Origin of the sequence: uncultured Methanobrevibacter sp., assembly GCF_900314695.1 — an archaeon.
GTDB lineage: Archaea > Methanobacteriota > Methanobacteria > Methanobacteriales > Methanobacteriaceae > Methanocatella.
Genome location: NZ_OMWD01000019.1, coordinates 39,745 through 62,359, shown reverse-complemented (window position 1 = coordinate 62,359; position 22,615 = coordinate 39,745). Strand labels below are relative to the sequence as shown.

The following is a 22,615-nucleotide window of genomic DNA, read 5'->3' as shown; positions in this document are numbered from 1 at the left end:
AGATAAAGGAATTTTAAAAAGATTCAATCTAAAACTAAAGTATTGGGATGAGGACAATGCGATTTACTAAAAATCACTTAAGTTATTGAAAGTGCCAAAAAGGTATCATTATAAAATTATATATAATTTAAAAAAAATAAATAATAACACTGGAAATAAGGAAAGACAATAGTAAAAAAAACAATACTTTTATAATAGATAACCAATTAATTTATAATGTAATGGAGGTAATATTATTAAAAAATTATTAATCACTATTTCAGTAATAATATTTATTTGCCTATCAACTTCATGTGTTTTTGCAAATGAAAATGTTACAGATAATGATTATGTTGGAACTTATAGTGAATTGAAACAGGAAATTTCAAGTTCAAATGATTATATAAACCTAACAAAAGATTATGTCTACAACGATTCAGAAGACAATTTAGAATTTTCCAAATCCCTAACCATTGAAGGAAATAATCATACTCTAGATAACTCTAATTCAACATTCGACATAAATACTGAGAATAATGAATTAGATTTAACTATTAAAAATGTTAACTTTAAAAATTTAATAATTACTGAAAAAAGCATTAAACATCCATACAACATTACATTAATTAACTGTAATTTAATTCCAAAAGAATATAATCATTTTATTATGGCAGAATGTTACTATTCAAATGTTACATACTCAGGAAATATATCCCTAATAGTAAAAAAAGTCGCCAAATTAATTGTTGGGGAATCTACTGGAATTGATGCCATTAAAAAAATTGCAATATGGATCAGTAAAAATACAAAGCATGAAAGAAAAGCTGGTTTTTACCAAACCCCTGAATCAACACTATTAAGATTGACCGGAAATTGCTGCAGTTTAACTGATTTGTTTTTCCACATGTGCGATGCAATGAATCTTATGGAAAACCATACCTTTTATTATGTTCATGTTGGGACTTTAAAATTTAGGGAAAGACACTTCTTTGCAATTATAGATAATTTCCTTGTTGATGTCGGTTTGAAATATCCTTGGAAAAATGCGGCTTTTTATAATAGAACTATACTTAATATAACACCATATCCAATCTTACCAATTCCAAGAGAATATTAATCAAAGAAATCAAGTAATTGATACATATCATCAATTACTTCTAAAATATATTTATCTTCATATTCTTTTTTACTGCCATAACCCCAACTTACCAGTATACAATCTATTTTTGCATTTTTAGCTGTTTTGATGTCAGTTTTAGAATCGCCAATATAAACCACCTCATCCAAACTAACACCTGCCTTTTTAATTATATTATTTACGCCATAAGGATCTGGTTTTGAAGGAAAATCAGGGTCGTGACCCTCAATTGAGACAAAATCAATTTCTTTAAAGAAGTTAGATACAAAATATTTTATTGAATCTGTTGTTCTATTCGAATTGATGGCCAATAGAATATTTCTTTCCTGCAATTCTTTTAAAACTTCTAAAGAATTTTGAAATGGCAATGTATTATCCTTATTAGACTCATCATAAAGTTTTTGATAATCTTTTTTGATCAATTCAATGTTTTCTTTTGAATTTTTATCTTTCAAAATTAATGAAACGATTTCATCGATATTTCCACCCAACCTTTCAATATATTCCTCACGGGTTAATGTAGGAAAACCATTCATTGACAATGCCTTGTTAAAGCAAATAATAACATCATGAACCGAATCAAACAATGTTCCATCAAAGTCAAAAATAGCAAGTCTTTTCATGAATAAGACTTTGTAAATTCTATGTAAAATATCTTTCAGCATCTGAATAATTAATATCCCTCATCGTCAATGGACTTGACATCATCATTTTCTTTTGAATCATAGAAAACTAACTTAAACAAGGATATTAATCCAATTAAAGCAGTTATTGTTTCTATAATAGTTGAAGAGAAATCCCAGATAGCTAAAAAATAAACTATATAAATTGCACTATTTACAATAAAGCCAATCTTGATTGTCTTAATATTTTTTAGATAATAGTTGCACAGAGTAATTTGAACAATAGCCAAAATAGGCAATATTCCAACAAAACCCATCGTATTTACCAAAAGTCCAATTACGATTGAAATAACAATGAAAAATATTGTCCATTTAAATGTTAATTTATCATTATAAACCATTGCATTTCTTGATGCGGCAATTGCCATGGTTACAACTCCAGTCCAGGAGAAGAAAAATATTGATGAAATCATTAAAATAAAAGCATTAAGAAATTGGTATTTGTATGCTTTCTTTTCATCATTAACCCACATGCTCAATATGATGAAAATGCCTGCAATTAATGAGATTGCATTACCTATGACAATATTGATTGGCAAATCCATACTAATGTTTTTGTCAAAATCGTTACATATATTTTAACTTAATTTTTTCGCAATGTTAAAAAGAAAATGAAAAAACAATCAGTGTTGTAAAAAGCAATGCTTCGAAATTAGAAAAAAATGAGTATGCAAACATTTCATTTTTCATCAATCCAATCATATTCTATTTCAACAATGCTTAATTTAATCATTGCAACTATCGCCAGCAAACCTAAAAGCATGACAAAAGCTATTAATATGATAGCAACAAGATGATTTGAAAATGAATTCCAAAATCCCAGATAAAATAAAACGAACACTGGAAGGACAATAAATGAAAATAGGATTACAAACGTTTTCAATAAACTAGGCCCTTCAATTTTGAAAACATATGTGAATATTATTAAAAAAATAGATATTAACAAAATGGAAACAATAACATTATTATCTAAGTTTGTAAACATTCTTAAAGCAAAAATCATCAAAAATAATGCAATAGCTGCAATCAAACGGAATGGAAACTTTCCCATAACAATCACCGACATGTTGAAATATTTTCTATTTTTAGCAATTCAATTTTTTTGTCCAAACCTGCAGCATAACCGGTTAATTTTCCATCACTGCCAAGCACTCGGTGGCATGGAATCAAAATGGATATTGGGTTGTGGCCTACTGCACCGCCGACAGCTTGAGCAGACATGTTAGGTGAAATTTTGGATGCTATTTCACCATAAGTCAATGTTTCACCATATGGAATTTCAGATAGGATTTTCCAAACCTTTTGCCTGAATTTGCTGCCTTCAGGTTTCAACTGGAAATTAATTTGTGGATTTTTACCATTAAAATAATCTTCAAACCATTGTTTTGCCTTTTTAAAAATAGACAAGCCATCATCATGAATTGTTTTGCCAATGACTGTTGATTTAAAATGTTTTTGACCGTAAAACCAAACCCCACAAATAGCTTCACCATCACTTACAATCAGCATTTCTCCAAGGGGTGATTCATAATCAGTTGAATAATACATTTTTACAAATATGATTTAAAGAATTCTTCGAATTCAGTATCTTCCATCGGTTCTGGAGTTGAAGTCTTTTCATTACCCATAATACTTGAAGCAAGGTCTCTGTATTCTTGTGTTTCATCACTTTCAGGATATTTTTCTACAACGGTTTTTGCATCTAATTCAGCATCTTGAATTAAATTACTTCTATGAATAGTACCAATAACATGTGTTCCAATTCTTTTGGCAAAGTCGTTGACAATTTGCTCTTCATTATCAACATTACGACAGTTACAAACAATACCACTTAAATTACCTTTGAGCTTTTTAACACCTTTCACAATATTATTTGCCGCATATAATGCCATATATTCACCAGAAGTAACAATCAATACTTCGTCAGCATATTTTTCACGCAAAGGCACGGAAAAACCACCGCAAACAACATCGCCTAAAACATCATACACAACAACATCCAAATCCTCATCAAAAATCCCCAACTGTTCCAGACGTTTCATAGCCACAATTACACCACGTCCTGCACAGCCAACACCAGGTTCAGGACCACCGCTTTCAACACATTGTATGTTTTTAAAACCGGTAAACACCAAATCCTCTTTTTCAGGTTTTCGATTATCCTTTAATGTGTTGACTACAGTAGGGATTCTTTTACCGTATAATGTGCGTGTAGTATCAGCCTTTGGATCGCAACCAATTACAAGGCAATTTAAATCATCATTTGCCCATACAGCCGATAAATTAGCTACAGTAGTACTTTTTCCTATTCCGCCCTTTCCATAAATAGCTATTTTCTTAACCATCAACATTCCTCTCAACTAATTTATAAACAAAATCATTTTCACGCACTTTTGTTGGAATTGCAATTGCAACATTAACTCCCTTTTTGACATTATCCACAGATTTACCTTCTATTTGCATAGAGTCTATTGTATGAGTAACAGAGCCTGTGGTCTGACCCTGAATAATTATATTATCTCCAATCTTCAAATCATCCCAAATCCTAATTTCAGCCGCCTTAACCTTATTGTAATAGTTAACAACCTGACCAATGTCCTTTTTAATGTATTTTGATTGATTGTCTTCACTTGTCTTGAAAGGAGTTGAAAAATAAAAGTTGGTATCGAATCCACGATTAAATACGCTTGTCAGCTCATCCATCCATTCCTCATTTACATGATAATTTAAAGGATCACTTTCATAACTGTCAATAGCTTCACGATATATTCCAGTAACCATCGCCCCATAATCTGGACTTCTGGCCCTTCCTTCAATTTTAAATGAAACAACGCCACTTTTCATTAACTCGGGAATGTATTCAATCATGCACATGTCTTTTGGTGAAAAAAAGTTTGTCCTATAACTACCATCATCACTGCCAGTAACAATAAATCGTTCATCTTCAACATCCGAGAAGTTAATAACATTATCTTCTCCCTCTTCATATGTCAATGTCCAATTTTTACGGCAGGGCTGCAGACAGTCCCCACAATTTGCACTGCGACCATATAATCCATAGCTTAAAAAACACCTTCCTGAAATCGCCATGCATATTGCTCCATGAATAAAAATTTCAGTTTCTATTGGAGATTTTTTGCTGATTTCGGCAATTTCGTCCAAAGACAATTCCCGTGAAAGAATTGCCCTTTTGGCACCTAATTTTTTCAGTGTTTTTAAAGTAAATGAATTGGTAACATTTTCCTGAACACTGATGTGAGCTTCAAGTCCGTGAGATGCAGTATCCTCAATTAGTCCAATGTCAGATAAAATAAGTCCATCTATTTCAGATGAAGAAATAGCCTCCAAATTATCATTTAATTCGTGAGCCAAACGTTCATTTAAAATAACATTTGTACATAAATAAGTTTTAGCCCCATATTCACTGGCAATTTTAGAAACATCTTTTAAATCATCTATTGAAAAGTTTTTTGCATTGGCCCTCATATTATAATCGTCAAGACCAAAGTAAACTGCATCCGCCCCATTTTCCAAAACGGCACGTAATGATATAAAATTTCCAGCCGGAGCTAATAATTCAACCATGATATCTAAGGTTTATAATAAGTTTCAGCTTCAAGACCTTCAGGAAGTTCTGTAGGATATTCTTCGTTAAGACAACCCAAACATAAATTCTCCTTAGGCATTCCAATAGCTTCTACCAAAGCAGGTAAAGTAATATAACCTAAAGAATCAATATTTAATTGCTCTTGAATTTCATCGACACTATAATTGGCGGCAATTAATTCTTTTTTAGTAGCCATTGCGACACCATAGAAACATGGAGCAACAACCGGAGGACAACCTACAAGGAAATGAATTTCAGCAGGTTCCGCTTCTTTTACTAAGTCGAGCAATTGTTTGGAAGTAGTTCCCCTAACAATACTGTCATCAATTAAAATAATCTTTTTACCTTTAATTGCATCTTTAATAGGATTTAGTTTTAGTCTAACAGCCAATTCCCTTTCTTCTTGAGTCGGCATGATAAAAGTTCTTCCAACATACCTATTTTTAATTAATCCTTCACCATAAGGAATTCCGGAAGCTCTGGAATATCCGATAGCTGCAGGGATTGATGAATCAGGCACTGGAATTACAACATCCGCATCAATAGGATACAATTCATATAACTGATGACCGATATTCATCCTGGTCTGATAAACATTAATGCCATCAATAGTACTATCAGGTCTTGCAAAATAAACGTATTCAAACATACAATGTGAAAGCTTACATCTACCGGCACTTTCTAGCATGTGAGATTTAATTTCATCATTTTCAAAGTAAACAACTTCACCAGGCTTGATGTCCCTAACATATTTAGCATTTATTACATCAAAAGCAACGGTTTCGGAAGCAAGAATAAAGTCATCACCTTTTTTAGCAACAGCAAGAGGTTTTATTCCCATAGGATCACGTACACCATATAAATCACCATTAACCAATATTGTTAATGCATAAGATCCTACTAATTTATCACAAACGGATTCAATGGAATCCAAAATATCTTTATTGTTGTCATAATGCTCCTTTTTAAGCATATAACAAATTACTTCAGAATCAGTATCGGATTTGAATTCATAGCCTTCAGCTATAAGCTCATCTCTTAAATCATCGGAATTAACAATATCCCCATTATGAGCCATAGCTATAAATCCATCATCAAAATCAGTTACAAAAGGCTGTGAATTTTCGAGTTTTGACTGTCCTGTAGTTGAATATCTTACATGACCTATTGCCATGTTTCCGGACAAATTCTGGATTTCATAGTCTTTAAAAACATCAGTAATTAAACCCATCCCACAGTAATAATTCAAACCTTTTTCAGGGTTAAAAGTAGCTATACCTGCAGATTCCTGACCCCTATGTTGTAAAGCATATAAACAATAATAAACAAAGGATGCAACGTCTTTAGAATCATCTTTGGAATAAATCCCAACAATACCACATTTATCTTCAATCTCACCTTGCATATGCAAACTCCCATAAATAGTATAATTATAATTTTCTTTTAACTAGTATAAAATAATATTTATTTTTTATAAATTAGTCCCAGAAATTTTCAAAAGTATCCGGAATTTCATAATCATCACGAACTTCTGGAGGTTTTGGTTCATCAATACCTTTCAGATTTTGCTTTAAATCTTCCTTGTTTTCTTCAACAAATATCAGTGCAGTCCTAATTATTTTCAACCAGTCAATTGCTTCCTGCTTTGATTGGGATGCTATATACCCCTGACCAACAATAATATTGTCCGGTTTGAATTTATTTGTTGCAATAACAACCTGTTGTTCTGAAGTTAACTCCTGCCTAAAGGTTTCTTGCCACAATTCATTCAAGTCAAAAATTTCTAAAATTTCACGGGAATAAATGTCTTCATAACGTAACTTAAATGATTCAAATTCAGATTTGATTTCCTTTATATCTTCAAGCAATTCCTTGTTTTCACGGGAAAAAACTTCATTTTCTTTTAAAACCTGATTATAATCATCCAGTAAATTATTATAATTATGAGTTACTTTCATCAGTTTATTTTCCAGTGTGTGGATATTAATTAAATTTAAAGAATAAGATAAGGTAGATTTTATTATTGAATTTAAGATTTCCTTTTGAGCCAAATTAAAGTCTATGGATTCGTCTTCAATAATTATATTATTATAATCAAACAATCCAACATTGTTAAAATCAGTTTTTAATTCATTAAAAAGAATATTATAAGTTTCATCACGACCATAACTACCAATAAGTATAATGTCAGCACCTTTAGCTACCTTTTTAACAATGCTTACTTCAGTAGTTGGAATAATAGATGAAACAATAATATTATAATCTCTTTCAAGTTGAATATTACTGACAGCCTTTGAAACCATTTGAGCAATATCCAATCCTTGAACGATTATACGAACATCAATTTTTGACTCATTAGTTTCATTTTCCATGGAAATTACCTAAACTCCATTTATTTTTTCATGCCATTTCCATGCTGAAGAAACAATTTCTTCAAGATCATATTTAGGTTTCCAACCCAATTTCTCATTGATTTTGGAAGCATCAGCAATTAATATTGCAGGGTCACCTTCACGACGTTCATCAATTTTTACTTCAAAATCCTGTTTTGTAACTTTTTTACACATATCAATTACTTCGCGAACGGAATATCCTTCACCATTTCCTAAATTGAAGATATTTGATTCATTTTCATTGCATAAATATTCATATGCTTTGATATGTGCATCAGCAAGGTCATTAACATGAATATAATCACGAATACAAGTTCCATCAGGAGTATCATAATCATCCCCAAATATGTAAATGCATTCTCTTTTGCCTATTGCCGCATCCAATACCAATGGAATCAAGTGAGTTTCAGGGTCATGCAGTTCCCCAATCTCACAATCAAAGTCACAACCTGCTGCATTAAAGTACCTTAAAGATACATAATTGAAATCACCTTTTTCAGCTTCCCTTTGTAAAGCTTTTTCAGTGATGAATTTGGAGTGTCCATAAGGATTGATTGGTTTTAATTCAGTATCTTCAGTAATAGGAATCTTTTCAGGATTTCCATATACTGCAGCGGTTGATGAAAGGATGAATTTATCAACACCGAATTCTCTCATGATTTTTAAAAGATTTAAAGTGTTTTTATAATTATTTTTAAGGTATTTCTGTGGCATTTGAACAGATTCAGCCACTGATGAAAAAGCTGCAAAGTGAATAACGCCGTCAATGTCATATTTTTCAAAAACTTCTCTTAAATCACTGCTTCCAAAGTCATAATTTTCAAAGTTTCCCCATTTAACGAAGTTTTCATAACCTTTACAGAGATTGTCTACAACAACAGTTTCATAACCTGCATTATGAAGTGCTTTATTTGTATGGGCACCTATATAACCAGCGCCTCCAGTAATTAAAATCAATTAGAACACCTAAACGAATTTACCTAATTTGAGTAATGCTTTTGGAGATACTTTGATTAATTTTTTAACTATTTCAGTTGTTGAAATCTTTTCAAAGCTTTCACCTTGGAAAGCATGAGCAATACTGTCAAGTTCTTCATCAGATAATGTAAGCAAGTATTCCTGTACTTTTTTGTATCTTTTGATTTCGTGGTCTAATTCTTCATGAGCCATTTTATCATATTGTTTCAAGAATTTTTTGGAACAATCTTCTTTAATAGCCAAGGCAGCTACCTGACCAGCGCACATACCACCAGTCATACCGGAAATAATTCCTCCACCAGTCAATGGATTTACTTGACCTGCTGCATCTCCAACAACCATTATATTATCATCATAAAGTTTTTTAGTCATTCCACCTACAGGGTCTCCACCTACGTTCATTTCAACAGCTTGAGCATTTTTCAAATATGGTGACTTAGCTACAAAGTCATCCAAGTATTCTTTAGCGGTTTTTTCAGCTTTGTGAGGTAAAATTGCTAAACCGACATTTGCAATGTCATCCCCTTTTGGGAAAATCCATACATAACCACCAGGTGCGCATGATCCTAGGTAAAATTCAATTACACCCGGCTTTTCAAATTCAACATTACACATTTCATATTGAATACCGGATTCCATTTCTTTTGCTTTTGCTGCTGGTCTTAAGCCTGCCCATCTTGCAACGTGACCTTCAGGACCATCAGCAGCGATTAATATTTTACATTTGTAGTCAATTTTTTCGCCCATACATTCAGTTTCAACAATGTAACCGTTATTTATCTTTTCAATACCAGTGACTAAAGTTTTAATTTTGATTTCAGCACCTGCTCTTGCAGCATCCATTGCCATATGTTTATCAAAGACTTTTCTTTCTAAGATGTAACCTGCTTCAGGCAATGATACTTCATCTTTAGTTAACCATACGTCAGTTCCGTCAGGTGTTTGAATTCTTACACCTTCAATTTCTTTAGTTACCCAACGAGGTGAAGGTTCAATTCCCAATTTTTCTAATCCTTGAATTGAAACACCTTCAGCACATCTTTTTGGTGAACCAATTTCTGACTTTTTATCCATTAAAATAACTTTTGCGCCACCTAAAGCAGCGTGTTTTGCTGCGCTAGAACCTGCAGGTCCTGAACCTACTACAATAACATCAGTTTCAATCATAATAATCAGTCCTCTTTTTCTAATGCATCAATTGGACATGCTTTAATGCAAGTATCACAATCTTTACAGTCATCATCATTAAATACTAAAGCATACTCTCTAACTTGAATTAAATTTCTTGGACAAACTCCAGCACATTCTCCGCAGAATGAGCACCAATCTTTAACAATCATAAATATCTCCTTAAATTAAATAGTTTATGTTATGAATACTAAGTTTTTTATACTATTTAAAAGTTTAGTAAAAGATAACCATTTAATCAATGAAAAAAAGAAAAGAAATTAATTATTTAACAAGCAATACAGGTACTTCAGAATTTCTCAACAGCCTTTCTGAAACTGAACCAATTTGTGTGTCTGAAACATCATTTTCATCAAATGATACAAACCTGTTATTATTGGATCCGTGAGCATGTATAACAATTAAATCTGCTCGAGTTTGATCTGCTATAAATTTCATGTCTCTAAGAGGATCAGCAGTAAGCAAATGTTCTACAACTTCAACATCAACTTCATTAGCTTTTTTAGTGACTTTTGCTAAAAGTGCATCACCTGAATCCTCTTCAGAATCATAACTGTTAAATGAAAATTCTTCCAGCACATGAACAGCAGCGATTTTAGAAGAAAATTTCTGAGCAATTTCAATTGCAACATCAGCCGCCTTGAAACTATACTCAGACCCATCAATAGGAACCATTATCACATCAAACATCTAATTATCCCCTGTCAAATAGTCTGCATGACAGAAATCAATGAAATTGTTTACAATTTGGTCAATATCTTCGCTATCGTCAATAAGTTTTCCATCATCCATGAATATTGCACGGTTGCTTAATTCTTTAATGAAGTCAGTATTATGTGATACCATAATTACAGTAATACCATAAGTTTTTGAAATCTTTTTAAGTGAATTAGTTACGGTTCTCAATGTAACTGGGTCCAAATCTCCAAATGGTTCATCTAAAAGCAGGAATTTTGGTCTTGAAACCAGAATCAATGCAAGCATGACACGTACCTTTTGACCACCAGACAATTCATAAGATTTTCTATTTAAAATTTCCAAATCCAAATCAAGACTTTCAAAGATATCTTCAACAGCCTCTTTGGTAGCAGTCTCAGGGAATTTAGGGAATAAATCATTTAAGATTTCAGCATCTAAACCGACTTGTCGTAAACGTTCTTTTGCTTCAATTTCAGGTAAATCTGTTAATAAATAGAATGAATCCAATAACTCTTCACTAAGACCAATTTTTTCAGCCCTTTTACGTGCATCTTTTACAATATCCTGATTTTTATATCCCAAACGTACAGCCAACTGGTCAAGTACAGTAGCATAATGATTTAATGCAAATTCCTGGTGCATGAAACCCAATTTGGACCTTATTTTCATACGACCCATTCCCGGAATGTCAATGTCCTCCCATTCACCATCAACATCGTATAAAACTTCTCCCTTGTCAGGGTCGTCAAGTCCACCAAGCATTCTTAAGAGTACAGTTTTACCTGCACCACTAGGTCCTATCAAGCTTAATATGTTTTCTTTTTGTACTTTAAAATTAATATCTTCAATTTGTAAAACTTCTCCGCCGGTTAACAGGTAGAATCTTTTGAAAACATCATTGACATGGATGACATCTTCATCAGATGAAATATTTTCAATATCTGCAATAGGTTCCATACCTTCCATAAATTTGTCACAGATTTCATCAGGAGAACCTTCATCAGCTATTTCACCATCTTCAAGTAAAATAACCCTGTCAGCCAAATACTTCTGAACATCAGGCAAATGAGAAACTAAAATAACAGTAATGTTTAATTCTTTGTTGATTTTTTTAACTGCATCCAATATCTCTTGTTTTGTTTTGGGGCATGCCATTGTTGCAGGTTCATCAAGAAGCAGAGCTTTCGGTTGTTTTGCAAGTTGTCTTGCTATGATAAGCCTTTGTTTTTCACCACCACTTAAAACAGATGCATAATGGTCGGCTTTGTGAGTTAAAGAAACAAGTTCCAGTATTTCATCAGCTTCCTGGCCAAATTCACTTTCTGCAACTTCAAAATTTGCATCACCTTCATCAAAGTACCTGCGAGCATATAATTTTCTTAAAACATTTTCACGTACGGTATCCGGCCATAAACCAAATGATCTTTGAAGATGAATAGCAGTGACTTTTTTAAGATTATTATAATAAAATTGGGATGCTCCAGCTTCAACACTAGTATCATCAACAGTGATTTTTCCAGCATCAATATGTTCAACACCTCTTAAAGCTCTCAAAAGTGTTGTTTTACCAGAACCACTTTTCCCCATGATTCCAAGTATTTCACCTTCTTCAACTTCGAAGCTAACATCCTTTAAAGCTTTAACTTTTGTACCGTCATCAAGTTCATAATCTTTACTTACATTTTCAACTTTTATCATTCTTTATGCCCCTTTTTTAACATACAAATTTTTATCAGTATAAGTATTTATATTTTAATTATTAAAGATTTAAAACAAGTGATTTAAATGGTTAGTGAAAATAAAATTCAAGAATATATGGACAGTTTAGAGCAAGAAAAAATAATGATTGAAACTCATTTTGCAAATATTGAAAGAATATTACAAGATAACCCAAAATTAGACCAAGAAAAAGCATTTGGACTACTATCTAACTTTAACACATTAAATATTCAATACGACCAATTATGCAATGACCTTACAAAATTTATCCGAATCTTCAAAGATAAAGAAGAACAGGAAATTCGTCTTTACAAAACTGATGAACTAATTGAACTGCTTGAAGCAAAAATAAATGAATTATAATTTTTTTAATAATTATAATTTATTTCAATACTTCCAGTAGCATTTGTAGTTGAATTTTGAGCTACAACATTACCATTTTTCAAAAGTTGAATAGTAAGATTGCCTTCACCAGCATCTTCTTTTTGAGCCATAATATGTACCCTTTCCCAAGATGCGCAATCCAAAAGAACTCTTTTTTGACCAGTACCTGCTTCATCCACAAGGTAATTTGGATCACCCATTCTTGAAAACCAGCTGCCATCATATTTTACGACTGCTGTATAAGGATAAGAATCAGAATGATTTAGACTTCCATTGTCCGTAATGACATTTAAAGCCTCTTCAGAAGATGGTTGGGAATTATTATAAACAAAAGAGAATAATAACAAAGCAATTACAACAATACCCAAAACAATAACAATTTTTTTAGCAACACCCATATTCCAACTGCTTGTTCTTTTATTATTATTTAATCTATTACCTTTATGATCAGTTAGAAGATAGGCACAGTTATCACAATAAGTAGCTGTGGCGGAATTTTCATAGCCACACCGGGGACATTTAACCATATTCATTAAACCTTTTACAATTATTATAAAAACATTATTAAAATACTTATATTTAAAGTTAATGGAAAATAGGCTAAATTTTGAAAAAAAAGTAGATAGTTTAGTGATAATAATTATAGACATTTTCAGCCGTTTTCTTGTTCATGCCCTTTATTTTAGCTAAATCTTCTATTGAAGCATTTTTGATATTTTCCAATGTGCCAAATTCTTTCAAAAGAGCAACCTTACGTTTTTTACCAACACCAGCAATATCGTCAAGTGAAGAGGCTTGAATATTCTTGCTGCGTAACTTTCTATGGTATGTTATTGCAAATCTGTGAGATTCATCACGCACTTGCTGAAGCAAATGCAACGCTTTATTATTTTTTGGAATAATAATTGGTCTTTTGGTGTTTGGAACATATATCTCTTCAAATTCCTTAGCAAGACCAATGATAGGAATATGAGCGAGGTCCAATTTATCTAAAACACCACATGCCATACCAAGTTGTCCTTTACCTCCATCGATTACTATTAAGTCCGGTTCGGGATCTCTATCAACCATTTTTAATCTGCGAGTCAATAGTTCTTCCATCATAGCAAAATCGTTAGGTCCTGGAGTTTCCATTTTGAAATGTTTGTACATTTTTTTATTAGGTTTTCCATCTTTAAATGAAACTTTTGATCCTACGGCAAACTTACCGGAAATGTTACTGATATCATATCCTTCAATTACACGAGGTAAATTTTCTAGTTTGAGGTATTTTTTAAGTTCTATTAATGCATTTTCCATCTTTTTCTTTTGATGCTGGATAATTTCGGCATTTTTACGAGCCATTTTTACCAAACGTAATTTAACTCCCTTCTGAGGAACCTTAATATGAACTTTATTTCCTCTCAAATCACTTAGCCAATCTTCAAGCAATTCCTTTTCATCTATGTCTTCATCCAAAAGAATCTGTTTTGGAATATGCCTGTTATATCCATAATATTGCTGAATAAATGCAAATAATACTTCAGATGATGAATCATATTGTGAACCACTCATTAAAAAGTCATCACGCCCTACAATCTTACCGTTTCTTATAGGCATTATGATAACAACAACTTCATTTTTACTTGGTGCAATAGCTATTACATCCTGGTCCAAATCATCATCCACCAAGTCAACAAATTGCTTTTCCATTATCTCTTCGATTGATGCAATTTGATCTCTTATTACTGCTGCCTTTTCATATTCTTCATTTTTTGCAGCTTCAGCCATTTCTTCTTTGAGATTCTTAACAATAGTTGAATATTTTCCTTGGAAAAACAAATCAATCTTGTTAATAATTTCAGAATATTCCTTTTCTGAAATCTTACCATCACATGGCGCATAACATAAATCAATTTGAGCATTAAGACATGGCCCATCCATATTGCGGCAAGTTCTTATTTTGAATAATGATTTTAGGAATTTTACAGTTTGCTTAACCGAACCAACATCAGTGAACGGTCCAAAATAAATTCCATCCTTTGTAACATTTCTAGTAATGACCAATCGAGGAAAGCTCTCGGAAGTAATCTTTACATAGGGATATCTTTTATCATCCTTCAGTTGAACATTATATCTGGGACGATGCTTTTTAATTAAAGTAGCCTCTAAAATTAACGCTTCTTTTTCAGAATTAGTAACAATATACTCCAAACTGTCAAAATGACTCATTAATATTTGAGTTTTCGGCCTATCTAGCTTTTCACGAAAATAAGACTTTACACGTTTGACTAAATTTTTTGCCTTACCTATATAAATTATGGTATCCGTATCATCACGCATTATATAGACACCCGGCTTATTAGGCAAGTTATCAGGAGATTTGAGTTTTGTAGACATTTAAAAACCCCCTAATTAAGTTCAACAACATCATTGGTAATTTTAACTTTATTGTTTGCAATCATCAAATCCAAAACACCATTAATCCTGTCAGCTGTCTTTTTGGAAGTTGATTTAAATCCGAAATTGCGTGAAGTTTCCTTAGCAATTTGTTTTGTGGTCATATTCTGTTTGTGAAGCAAGACTAATTCAATGTTTTTAGAGATTTCCTCATCAGAAATTAAATCAATATTAGGTTTATTTCGTCTTCTAATAACAACATTGTTGTTTGAAGCATCATATAAAAAGTCACCAATCTTGATTATATCACCTGAATTTTCTGATTCACTTATAGCTGAATTTACAGTCTTTTTCAAAGTGGAACCTGCTCTTTTAATATTACAGCTGTCTTTAACTCTCTTTATAACTTCATTAACATGAATTGGTCCTTCAACATCTACAATGGCATTGATGGATTTGGCAACTTCAGAGGATGGTTTTTTGTATAGTTCATCAGAGGAATGAATACCAATGTCAGTAACTTCAACATAATCAAAAATACTGTCTTCCAGTTTTCTTTTTCCAGGAAGTTTCTTATCGTCGAAAGATTTTAGGGTATTGTTATTTTTATATCTTTCCTTTTCAATTTCCTTATAATCTTCATTTGCAGATTGAATGATGTCCTCAAGAGTTTGGTCTTTTATCTCCTCCTGGACATGCTTATTGTTAACATTGACAATAACATCATCAGTCAAATCTTCTTCAATAGATTCTGCCATAAGCTCTCTTTCGATTCTTTTTTCCTCTTTTTCAGCAAATGTCAATTCCTCTTCACGATCAATAATCAATTGGGAATCATCATCACTCGGCATATTTAGGTAATCTTCAGGATTATACTCCTCAGTCCTATCGACTACAGAAACATAATCAACTTTAGTAGGATTTTCTATTTCCTTTAATGATTTGTTGATATATTGCATGTCTTTTTTAAATCCTAGAATTGAATCCCTAACTGACCTAGGTTTTTCATCATCATAATACAAATTATTTTTTCTGAGTTTGCTTTTTACATCATTAGACCCCTGATAGAAAGTAACGCCATCTTCATTTATAGATTCATCACTAGAGTTATTGGAATTTACTTCATCATCATTACCTACAGACCAATCATCACGATTATCAGAATTTATTCCAACATCATCATTACCTACAGACCAATCATCACGATTATACATCATCATTACCTACAGACCAATCATCACGATTATCAGAATTTATTCCAACATCATCATTACCTACAGACCAATCATCACGATTATCAGAATTTATTTTACTGTTTTCATTTTCTATAATATCCGTATCATCATTTTCAATGGTTTCAGTGAATTTTTCATTAGATGAATCATTACTGCTGAATACTTCTTCCATAAATTCATCCATTGCCCTGTCAACAATGTTAGTCGCTTCATCATGAACATCATTTCTCATATCAGGCAAGTCATCATTGAAAATATTTAATTCATCTTCAAAGTTTGTTTTTGGAGTTGGCCTTTTTAAATCACTATAATCTTCAATACTCTCGGTTTCATCATCATTTATTGATACATCATTATTTAAATCTGGAAGCACATCATTAAAGATATTGAGATCTTCACCATCAGTTACAATTTCAGCTTCAACAACAAATTCATCTTCAGGAGCAGGCTTATGTGATGATTCAATATCTTCATCAATTACTTCACCGCGAAGGGTTTCAATTTCTTCAGGCTCCAATTGAGACTCTGCATTATTAATAACATCAGCTATGAATGAATCCAATTTATGCCTCATTTTTGATTTAGTATCATTTTGTCTTTCTTCAATATTCGGTTGTGAATCTTCATCAACAATATTTTCTTTATCATCAGATTCTTCGATTGGCTCATCAGTACTGTGGTCAACAAAAATATAGTCCTCATCAGAACCCAAATCAACCTTATCATCATTTTCTTTAGGATTATCAAAATTATTTTCTTCTATGACTTCATCATCCCCAATGTTTTCAATTTTAACATCATCAACACCAGGATGGTCGCCTACATCTGAATCAAATTTAATATCATCAACACCAGGGTGATCTTCTACATTTGAGTCAAATTTAATATCATCAACATCAGAATTAATCGGCTCTTGTTTGAAATTGAAAGAATCATCATCTTTTTTGACATTTTCTGATGTCATTTCTTCATTGATAGAATCTTTTTTAACTGTGTCATGACTGTGGTCTACAATAATAGAATCATCATCTAAATTATCTGCATCATCTTGAATATCTTCATGTGTATCAAAGATTATAGGTTCTTCTTCATCTTCTAAAAAGCGTTCATCATCATGACTGTGGTCCACATAGATATAGTCATCATCAGAGCCTAAATCAACCTTATCATCAGATGATTTATCTTGTTTAAGAGAATCCTCAAATTCTTTTTCTAAATCTGAATTTTTACCTAAATCCTTAGTAAACCTAAGTCCTGAAAATAATGGATTTTTATCCATCTTTTCTTCAGAATCATCATGTTTGAAAAATGACTTGATTTTATCACGTATAGGGTTTGAAGATTTATTTTCAGATTCATCATCGGAATAATCTTTTTCATCTTCCCAAACCTCTGCATTATCTTCAGGAGAGATTCCATCATCTTCTTCCCAAACCTCAGCATCATCATTTTGAGAGGTATCTTCATCTTTTGACTCCCATACTTCATCATCAGAGGATTTATCTTCATCTTCTGCCAATTCTACTTTTGAATCATCTGCTTTTTCTTCATCAGCAGATTCAGGAATATCAGCAACGAATTCAGAGTCATTTTCTACATAAACATCATTCAAGTCATCATCACTTTTTGATTTATCTTGAGTAACATTAACTTCGGAAGAATCAACAATTTCATTTTCAACAAACTCAGAATCATCCTTAACATCAACAGAATCATCAACAACCTCTTCGAATCATCCTTAACATCAACAGAATCATCAACAACCTCTTCCACAGCAACAAACTCAGAATCATCCTTAACATCAACAGAATCATCAACAACCTCTTCCGCAGCAACAAACTCAGAAACGGTTTCAACATCATCTAATTTTTCATTTTTTGTAGATTTTTCATGATTGTCATCTTCGAAGAATTCTGATGGATTGATTTCACTTACATCTATAGGTTTTTCTAAAACGTCACCATCATCAACTTTTTCAACTTCAACAAAATCACTTGGACCAATATCTTCCGGATTAATTTCATCATCAGATTCAGCTTCTTCCTGAGCTTTTTTTTCAGCTTCTTCTTTTTCACGAGCTAATCTTAATTCTTCAGCTCTTTTTTCAGCTTCAATTCTACGTTTTTCAGCTAATTTTTTAGCCTCTTCAGTTCTTCGTTTTTCTTCTTCACGAGATTGCTTTATGGATTTTTCAACAAAATCCAATAATTTTTTACGACCCAAATCCCTGTTTCTATACCAGTCAGTAGACCATAAATGGTACAATTTCCAGCCAAGTCCAGTCAATACCTGTTCACGCAACCTGTCTCTGTCACGAGCTACTTTACTTGATGAATACATTTTTCCATCAGTTGTGATTCCCAAAATATATTTTCCTGGATTTTCATCATCGACAATAGCCAAATCAACTCTAAATCCTGCACAACCGATTTGTCTATCAACAATGTAACCGTTTTCTTCCAAATAGTTGGCAATTGCATCTTCAAACGGTTCTTTAGTATGCATTTCAGGTCCTTGGGTTCCTAAAGTCAAGTTTTCAGCATATTCTAAAAATTCTTTAAGGGATTTTACACCATATGGAGGATTGGCTGTTAATTTCATATCATATGCCTTGAAGTTAGAGAAAACAACACATTTTTCTCTTGCACGAGTAATTAATACATTTAGCCTTCTTTCCCCACCGTCTTGGTTTAACGGACCGAAGTTAAGAGACATTTTTCTGTCATTGTCATAACCATAACCTACACTGATTAGAATAACATCCCTTTCATCCCCTTGAATTGTTTCAAGGTTTTTAACAAAGAAATGTTCATCCTTATTATCAGAAAACAAAGCTTCAAATTCAGGCCTTTCCTTACGTCTAACCTCCAATTCTTCAAGAATGGCATTTTTTTGAGCAACAGAAAATGTTCCAACACCCAAACTTTTAGTATCCCCATATTTTTCGAAATGGTTGAAAATTTCTTCAACTACATCCTTTGCCTCAAGAGGGTTTGCGGAGGATGAACCTCTATCATATGCAGTATTTGGATTGTAATGGAACTTCAAACCTAATTCAGGGTCTGAATGTGAAGGGGAAGGATATACCAATAGGTCATCATCATAAAATTCCCTGTTTGAAACGGAAATTAATGATTCATGACGTGACCTGTAGTGCCATTTAAGCATCTTTACAGGGAATGAAAGTTTACATAAATGCAAAATACTTTCCATATCCAGAGAAGTTGCTTCCTCTTCATCACTATCTGCATCAGACATTTGATCGAAAAATGAAGTTGGAGGCAATTGTTGAGTATCTCCCATAACTACAGCAGTTTTACCCCTCATAAATGCACCCAATGCATCTTCCGGTTTTACCTGACTTGCTTCATCAAAAATAACAACATCAAATTGTAATTCCTCATTTGTAGGATCCAAATATTGTGCAATTGATAATGGAGACATCATAAAACAAGGCTTGATTTGTTTTATCATCCCTCCAGCTTTTTCCAAGAGTTTACGAACTGGCATGTGTCCGCTTTTTCTTGTAAATTCTCCTGCAAGTATTTTTGCCTGAGGATTTTCTGTTCCGCCAAATATCTTCGGAATGTTGCTGTTTAATTTATGGAAAATTCTTTTTCTGTTTAGAACCAATATCTTTTTATCCAAATCCTTAAATTCACGGATTCTATTTTCATGCAATTCTCCAATAAATGTAGCTAATTCCTGATTTTCAACAAATAATATATTTAAAAGTGAATCTGCAAAATTTCCATCAACCAAAGCTTCAATATCATCTTTTTTAATGTTTCTTTTTTCAATGGAATCAACAAACATGGAAGCGTTAGAATTTTTTAAGGAATTTTTTGTATTTAAGTATTGAGACCATAAATGAAGACTTGACAATTGGCCTCTCCATTTGTACAATTGCTCCTGCCATGCTTCAAAACTCACATCACCGGTTTCCCTTTTGAATATTAATTTACTTCTTGGATTCAATTTATCTTTAAGTTTCGAAAGTACACGTACGAATTCCTCACCTGAATCTATATATTCTGCAAGATCCCTTTCAGGTTTAATATCAAATAAATCCTTACTCATCAAATCAATGGTATTTTCGGAAAATGTTCCATCACGCACGAGTGCAGTGAATTCATTCATCCATCTGGCAATTTCTTTTAAATCATTTGGATTTGCATTTAAATGCCAATATGCACCATAATATTTTTCACCCAATGCCCTATTAGCTTCCAAATTGTTTCTTATTTTTATAACTGCTTTTGCTTCCTGCAAATCTCTTATAATCTCATCAACACTTCCAGGAACAGGAACTGCATAATATCTCTCAACAAGTTCTATGTGCTGCTTGTTATTGAAGAATCTGAATTTTTTAGTTGAAATATTTCTTAACTCATATATTAACCTGTCAATATCCACCTGGAAAATACTTTGATTGAATTTAGTTAAAATTCCAGAATATCTTTGATATCTTTCAAGCTCCTGTATTAGTTTAAATGCATCATCATTGTTATTATTCCATGCCCCTGATTTTAAGATGCTCCCATCGATTAATTCAGCATTCTGAGATTTGATAACTTCAAAAGCTGAAAGTGAATTTTGAAACTCATTCAATGTATCCGGCTTTTTGATTCCATAAATGTCATAGACTCTTCCCCTTTCAACCAGGAAATTATCCAATGCATGCAAAGTATCATTGATTAACATCTCGATTTCTCTTAAATCAGCTGGAAGCAAACTTTTCGGTGAACATTTGCTCCAAGGGTTTTCCTTAGAGATTGTCTGATACAACTCAGCAAGGTTTTCCAAAGACACTTTCATGTCATCCAATTCTTTAAGAGTTATTGTTTCAGGATTTTGGAATCTAACCAATGGCATTAAAGCATTTTTTCTTGAAAAATGATCATCTGCTGATTCCTTCATTCCATATAATTGGAAAGGAGATAGATTAACAGCAAATGCCGGCTTATGAATAATTTGAGAATAATCATCAAGTTGACGGCGCAATGTCTCCAATTTACGAATGGTCTGGTCAATGTTTAATGGATCCTGAGCCCTCACATTGGTTGCCTTTTGCAAGTCTTTCAGGAATTTTTTACGTCTGGTTTTATGGGAATGGAGCTCCAATACAAATTTGCCCAAACCTACACCAGTCAATCTGTCCTTTACAACATCAAGTGCAGCCATCTTTTCTGAAACAAATAAAACAGATTTGCCTTCAGCCAATAATTCCGCTATCAAATTTACAATTGTTTGTGACTTACCGGTTCCCGGCGGACCCTCTACAACGAGATTACGCCCTGCCTTTACATCCTGAATGGCGGCAATCTGTGATGAATCGGCATCAAGCACCTGGTACATGTCCCGATATTCGAGTTGTGAGTCGATATCTTCTTCCTTAAATGCTTCCTGGTCATTTTTTGCAGGATTGAAAATAGCCTGAATCAATTCGTTTTTAGTTAAATCAACATTATCTTCCCATGCTTCAGGGTTTAAGTCATTATACATTACAAACTTTGTAAAACTAAAGAATCCTAAGGCCACATTATTGTTTACTTCCCATCCATCCATTCTTGATACTGCCCTTCTGACACTTGCAATATAATGGTCTATCACTTCACCATATCTTTTGAATTCAAAATCTGGAAGTTCAATTCCTGCCTCCAACAATTTGGCTTTAAGAGAAATGTTTGTTTGAATATCTTCCCCAGTCCATTCAAGGTTAAATGATTCACCAACCTTTTTTCTTTCCATTGCAACTGGAATTAACACCAATGGAGCATTATTTTTTTGTCTTGGTTTGGATTTGTCTTTCCATTGCAAAAATCCAATTGCCAAATATAAAATGTTATAACCTTGCTCCTGAAGCATTGTTTTTGCTTGATTGTTAATGTAATATAATCTTTTTTGAAGCTCTTTTGGAGTTAAATCAGTAGCTAATTTCTTGTCTCCTTCTGAAAACTTTGAAAAATCGAATGGAATATGATCCCATACAGAAGACTTATCCTCCTTTTTATCCTTCTTATTGGCTACAAAATACATCTTATTATCTTGGAGAACCAATGTTTGAAAAAGGTTTACAGGAGACTGATTTACGATAGTAATGGTTTTAGCTCTTGTTTTAAAATTAAGAAGTTGATTTCTTAAAGTTAAATCCAATAGCTCCTTACGTAGATTTTTAAATTCCTTTTCAATTATATTACTTGACTTATTTAACATGATGACCCTTGTAGTGT

General features: G+C 32.6%; 20 protein-coding genes. 2 read left to right on the top strand and 18 right to left on the bottom strand.

All coding sequences use genetic code 11. From position 1 onward, the window contains the following. Window positions 1–232: 232 nt before the first annotated feature. Window positions 233–1,096: a pectate lyase-like adhesive domain-containing protein gene (locus QZN45_RS07520; RefSeq protein WP_330047772.1), complete on the top strand. Its 864-nt coding sequence runs from the start codon at window positions 233–235 to the stop codon at window positions 1,094–1,096. On the opposite strand, the gene QZN45_RS07515 is transcribed toward QZN45_RS07520, so the two are convergent. From QZN45_RS07515 to QZN45_RS07455, 13 genes are all read right to left on the bottom strand, one after another. Next, on the bottom strand, window positions 1,093–1,740 hold the full coding sequence (locus QZN45_RS07515) for an HAD family hydrolase (protein WP_296812241.1): 648 nt from the start codon (window positions 1,738–1,740) through the stop codon (window positions 1,093–1,095). The two genes, QZN45_RS07520 and QZN45_RS07515, sit on opposite strands and share 4 nt — an antisense overlap. Before the next feature lie 50 nt (window positions 1,741–1,790). Further along, the gene (locus QZN45_RS07510) at window positions 1,791–2,345 is read right to left on the bottom strand and encodes a YgjV family protein (protein WP_296812239.1); all 555 of its coding nucleotides are present in this window, start codon (window positions 2,343–2,345) and stop codon (window positions 1,791–1,793) included. A gap of 134 nt (window positions 2,346–2,479) precedes the next feature. Then, on the bottom strand, window positions 2,480–2,851 hold the full coding sequence (locus QZN45_RS07505; RefSeq protein ID WP_296812237.1) for a hypothetical protein: 372 nt from the start codon (window positions 2,849–2,851) through the stop codon (window positions 2,480–2,482). Between the two features lie 5 nt (window positions 2,852–2,856). Further along, window positions 2,857–3,348, bottom strand: coding sequence for a methylated-DNA--[protein]-cysteine S-methyltransferase (locus QZN45_RS07500; RefSeq protein ID WP_296812235.1), 492 nt, complete (start codon window positions 3,346–3,348; stop codon window positions 2,857–2,859). 2 nt (window positions 3,349–3,350) lie between these two features. After that, window positions 3,351–4,145 carry a Ni-sirohydrochlorin a,c-diamide reductive cyclase ATP-dependent reductase subunit gene (cfbC, locus tag QZN45_RS07495; protein ID WP_292881231.1) on the bottom strand — a complete coding sequence of 265 codons (795 nt, stop codon included), beginning with the start codon at window positions 4,143–4,145 and terminating at the stop codon, window positions 3,351–3,353. Next, window positions 4,138–5,385, bottom strand: coding sequence for a U32 family peptidase (locus tag QZN45_RS07490; RefSeq protein WP_296812233.1), 1,248 nt, complete (start codon window positions 5,383–5,385; stop codon window positions 4,138–4,140). Before QZN45_RS07490 ends, cfbC begins: the two co-directional genes overlap by 8 nt. A gap of 5 nt (window positions 5,386–5,390) precedes the next feature. Continuing rightward, entirely contained in the window at window positions 5,391–6,812 is a 1,422-nt protein-coding gene (purF, locus tag QZN45_RS07485; RefSeq protein WP_296812231.1) for an amidophosphoribosyltransferase, read from the bottom strand. Between the two features lie 73 nt (window positions 6,813–6,885). After that, window positions 6,886–7,779, bottom strand: coding sequence for a hypothetical protein (locus QZN45_RS07480; protein ID WP_296812229.1), 894 nt, complete (start codon window positions 7,777–7,779; stop codon window positions 6,886–6,888). Window positions 7,780–7,788: 9 nt separating this feature from the next. Further along, window positions 7,789–8,757 (bottom strand): UDP-glucose 4-epimerase GalE, encoded by a 969-nt coding sequence (gene galE / locus QZN45_RS07475; RefSeq protein WP_292609470.1) that lies wholly within the window; start codon window positions 8,755–8,757, stop codon window positions 7,789–7,791. A 9-nt stretch (window positions 8,758–8,766) separates the two neighbouring features. Then, on the bottom strand, window positions 8,767–9,945 hold the full coding sequence (locus QZN45_RS07470) for an NAD(P)/FAD-dependent oxidoreductase (RefSeq protein ID WP_292881228.1): 1,179 nt from the start codon (window positions 9,943–9,945) through the stop codon (window positions 8,767–8,769). A 5-nt stretch (window positions 9,946–9,950) separates the two neighbouring features. After that, window positions 9,951–10,118, bottom strand: coding sequence for a 4Fe-4S binding protein (locus QZN45_RS07465; protein WP_292609466.1), 168 nt, complete (start codon window positions 10,116–10,118; stop codon window positions 9,951–9,953). A gap of 112 nt (window positions 10,119–10,230) precedes the next feature. Further along, window positions 10,231–10,656, bottom strand: coding sequence for a universal stress protein (locus QZN45_RS07460; RefSeq protein ID WP_296812227.1), 426 nt, complete (start codon window positions 10,654–10,656; stop codon window positions 10,231–10,233). Continuing rightward, the gene (locus QZN45_RS07455) at window positions 10,657–12,363 is read right to left on the bottom strand and encodes an ATP-binding cassette domain-containing protein (RefSeq protein ID WP_296812225.1); all 1,707 of its coding nucleotides are present in this window, start codon (window positions 12,361–12,363) and stop codon (window positions 10,657–10,659) included. It abuts the gene before it with no gap. A gap of 87 nt (window positions 12,364–12,450) precedes the next feature. On the opposite strand from QZN45_RS07455, the gene QZN45_RS07450 reads away from it, so the two are divergent. After that, window positions 12,451–12,747, top strand: a complete 297-nt coding sequence (locus tag QZN45_RS07450; RefSeq protein ID WP_292609460.1) for a hypothetical protein — start codon at window positions 12,451–12,453, stop codon at window positions 12,745–12,747. 5 nt (window positions 12,748–12,752) lie between these two features. Here QZN45_RS07450 and QZN45_RS07445 read toward each other — a convergent pair whose 3' ends face one another. From QZN45_RS07445 to QZN45_RS07425, 5 genes are all read right to left on the bottom strand, one after another. Further along, window positions 12,753–13,295 carry a zinc ribbon domain-containing protein gene (locus QZN45_RS07445; RefSeq protein ID WP_296812223.1) on the bottom strand — a complete coding sequence of 181 codons (543 nt, stop codon included), beginning with the start codon at window positions 13,293–13,295 and terminating at the stop codon, window positions 12,753–12,755. A 100-nt stretch (window positions 13,296–13,395) separates the two neighbouring features. Then, window positions 13,396–15,147: an excinuclease ABC subunit UvrC gene (gene uvrC / locus QZN45_RS07440; RefSeq protein ID WP_296812221.1), complete on the bottom strand. Its 1,752-nt coding sequence runs from the start codon at window positions 15,145–15,147 to the stop codon at window positions 13,396–13,398. 11 nt (window positions 15,148–15,158) lie between these two features. After that, entirely contained in the window at window positions 15,159–16,361 is a 1,203-nt protein-coding gene (locus tag QZN45_RS07435) for a DUF3320 domain-containing protein (RefSeq protein ID WP_296812220.1), read from the bottom strand. After that, window positions 16,354–17,994, bottom strand: coding sequence for a hypothetical protein (locus tag QZN45_RS07430; RefSeq protein WP_296812219.1), 1,641 nt, complete (start codon window positions 17,992–17,994; stop codon window positions 16,354–16,356). The genes QZN45_RS07435 and QZN45_RS07430 overlap by 8 nt, the downstream gene beginning before the upstream one ends. Further along, window positions 17,991–22,598 carry a DUF4011 domain-containing protein gene (locus tag QZN45_RS07425; protein ID WP_296812217.1) on the bottom strand — a complete coding sequence of 1,536 codons (4,608 nt, stop codon included), beginning with the start codon at window positions 22,596–22,598 and terminating at the stop codon, window positions 17,991–17,993. Before QZN45_RS07425 ends, QZN45_RS07430 begins: the two co-directional genes overlap by 4 nt. Between the last annotated feature and the right edge of the window lie 17 nt (window positions 22,599–22,615).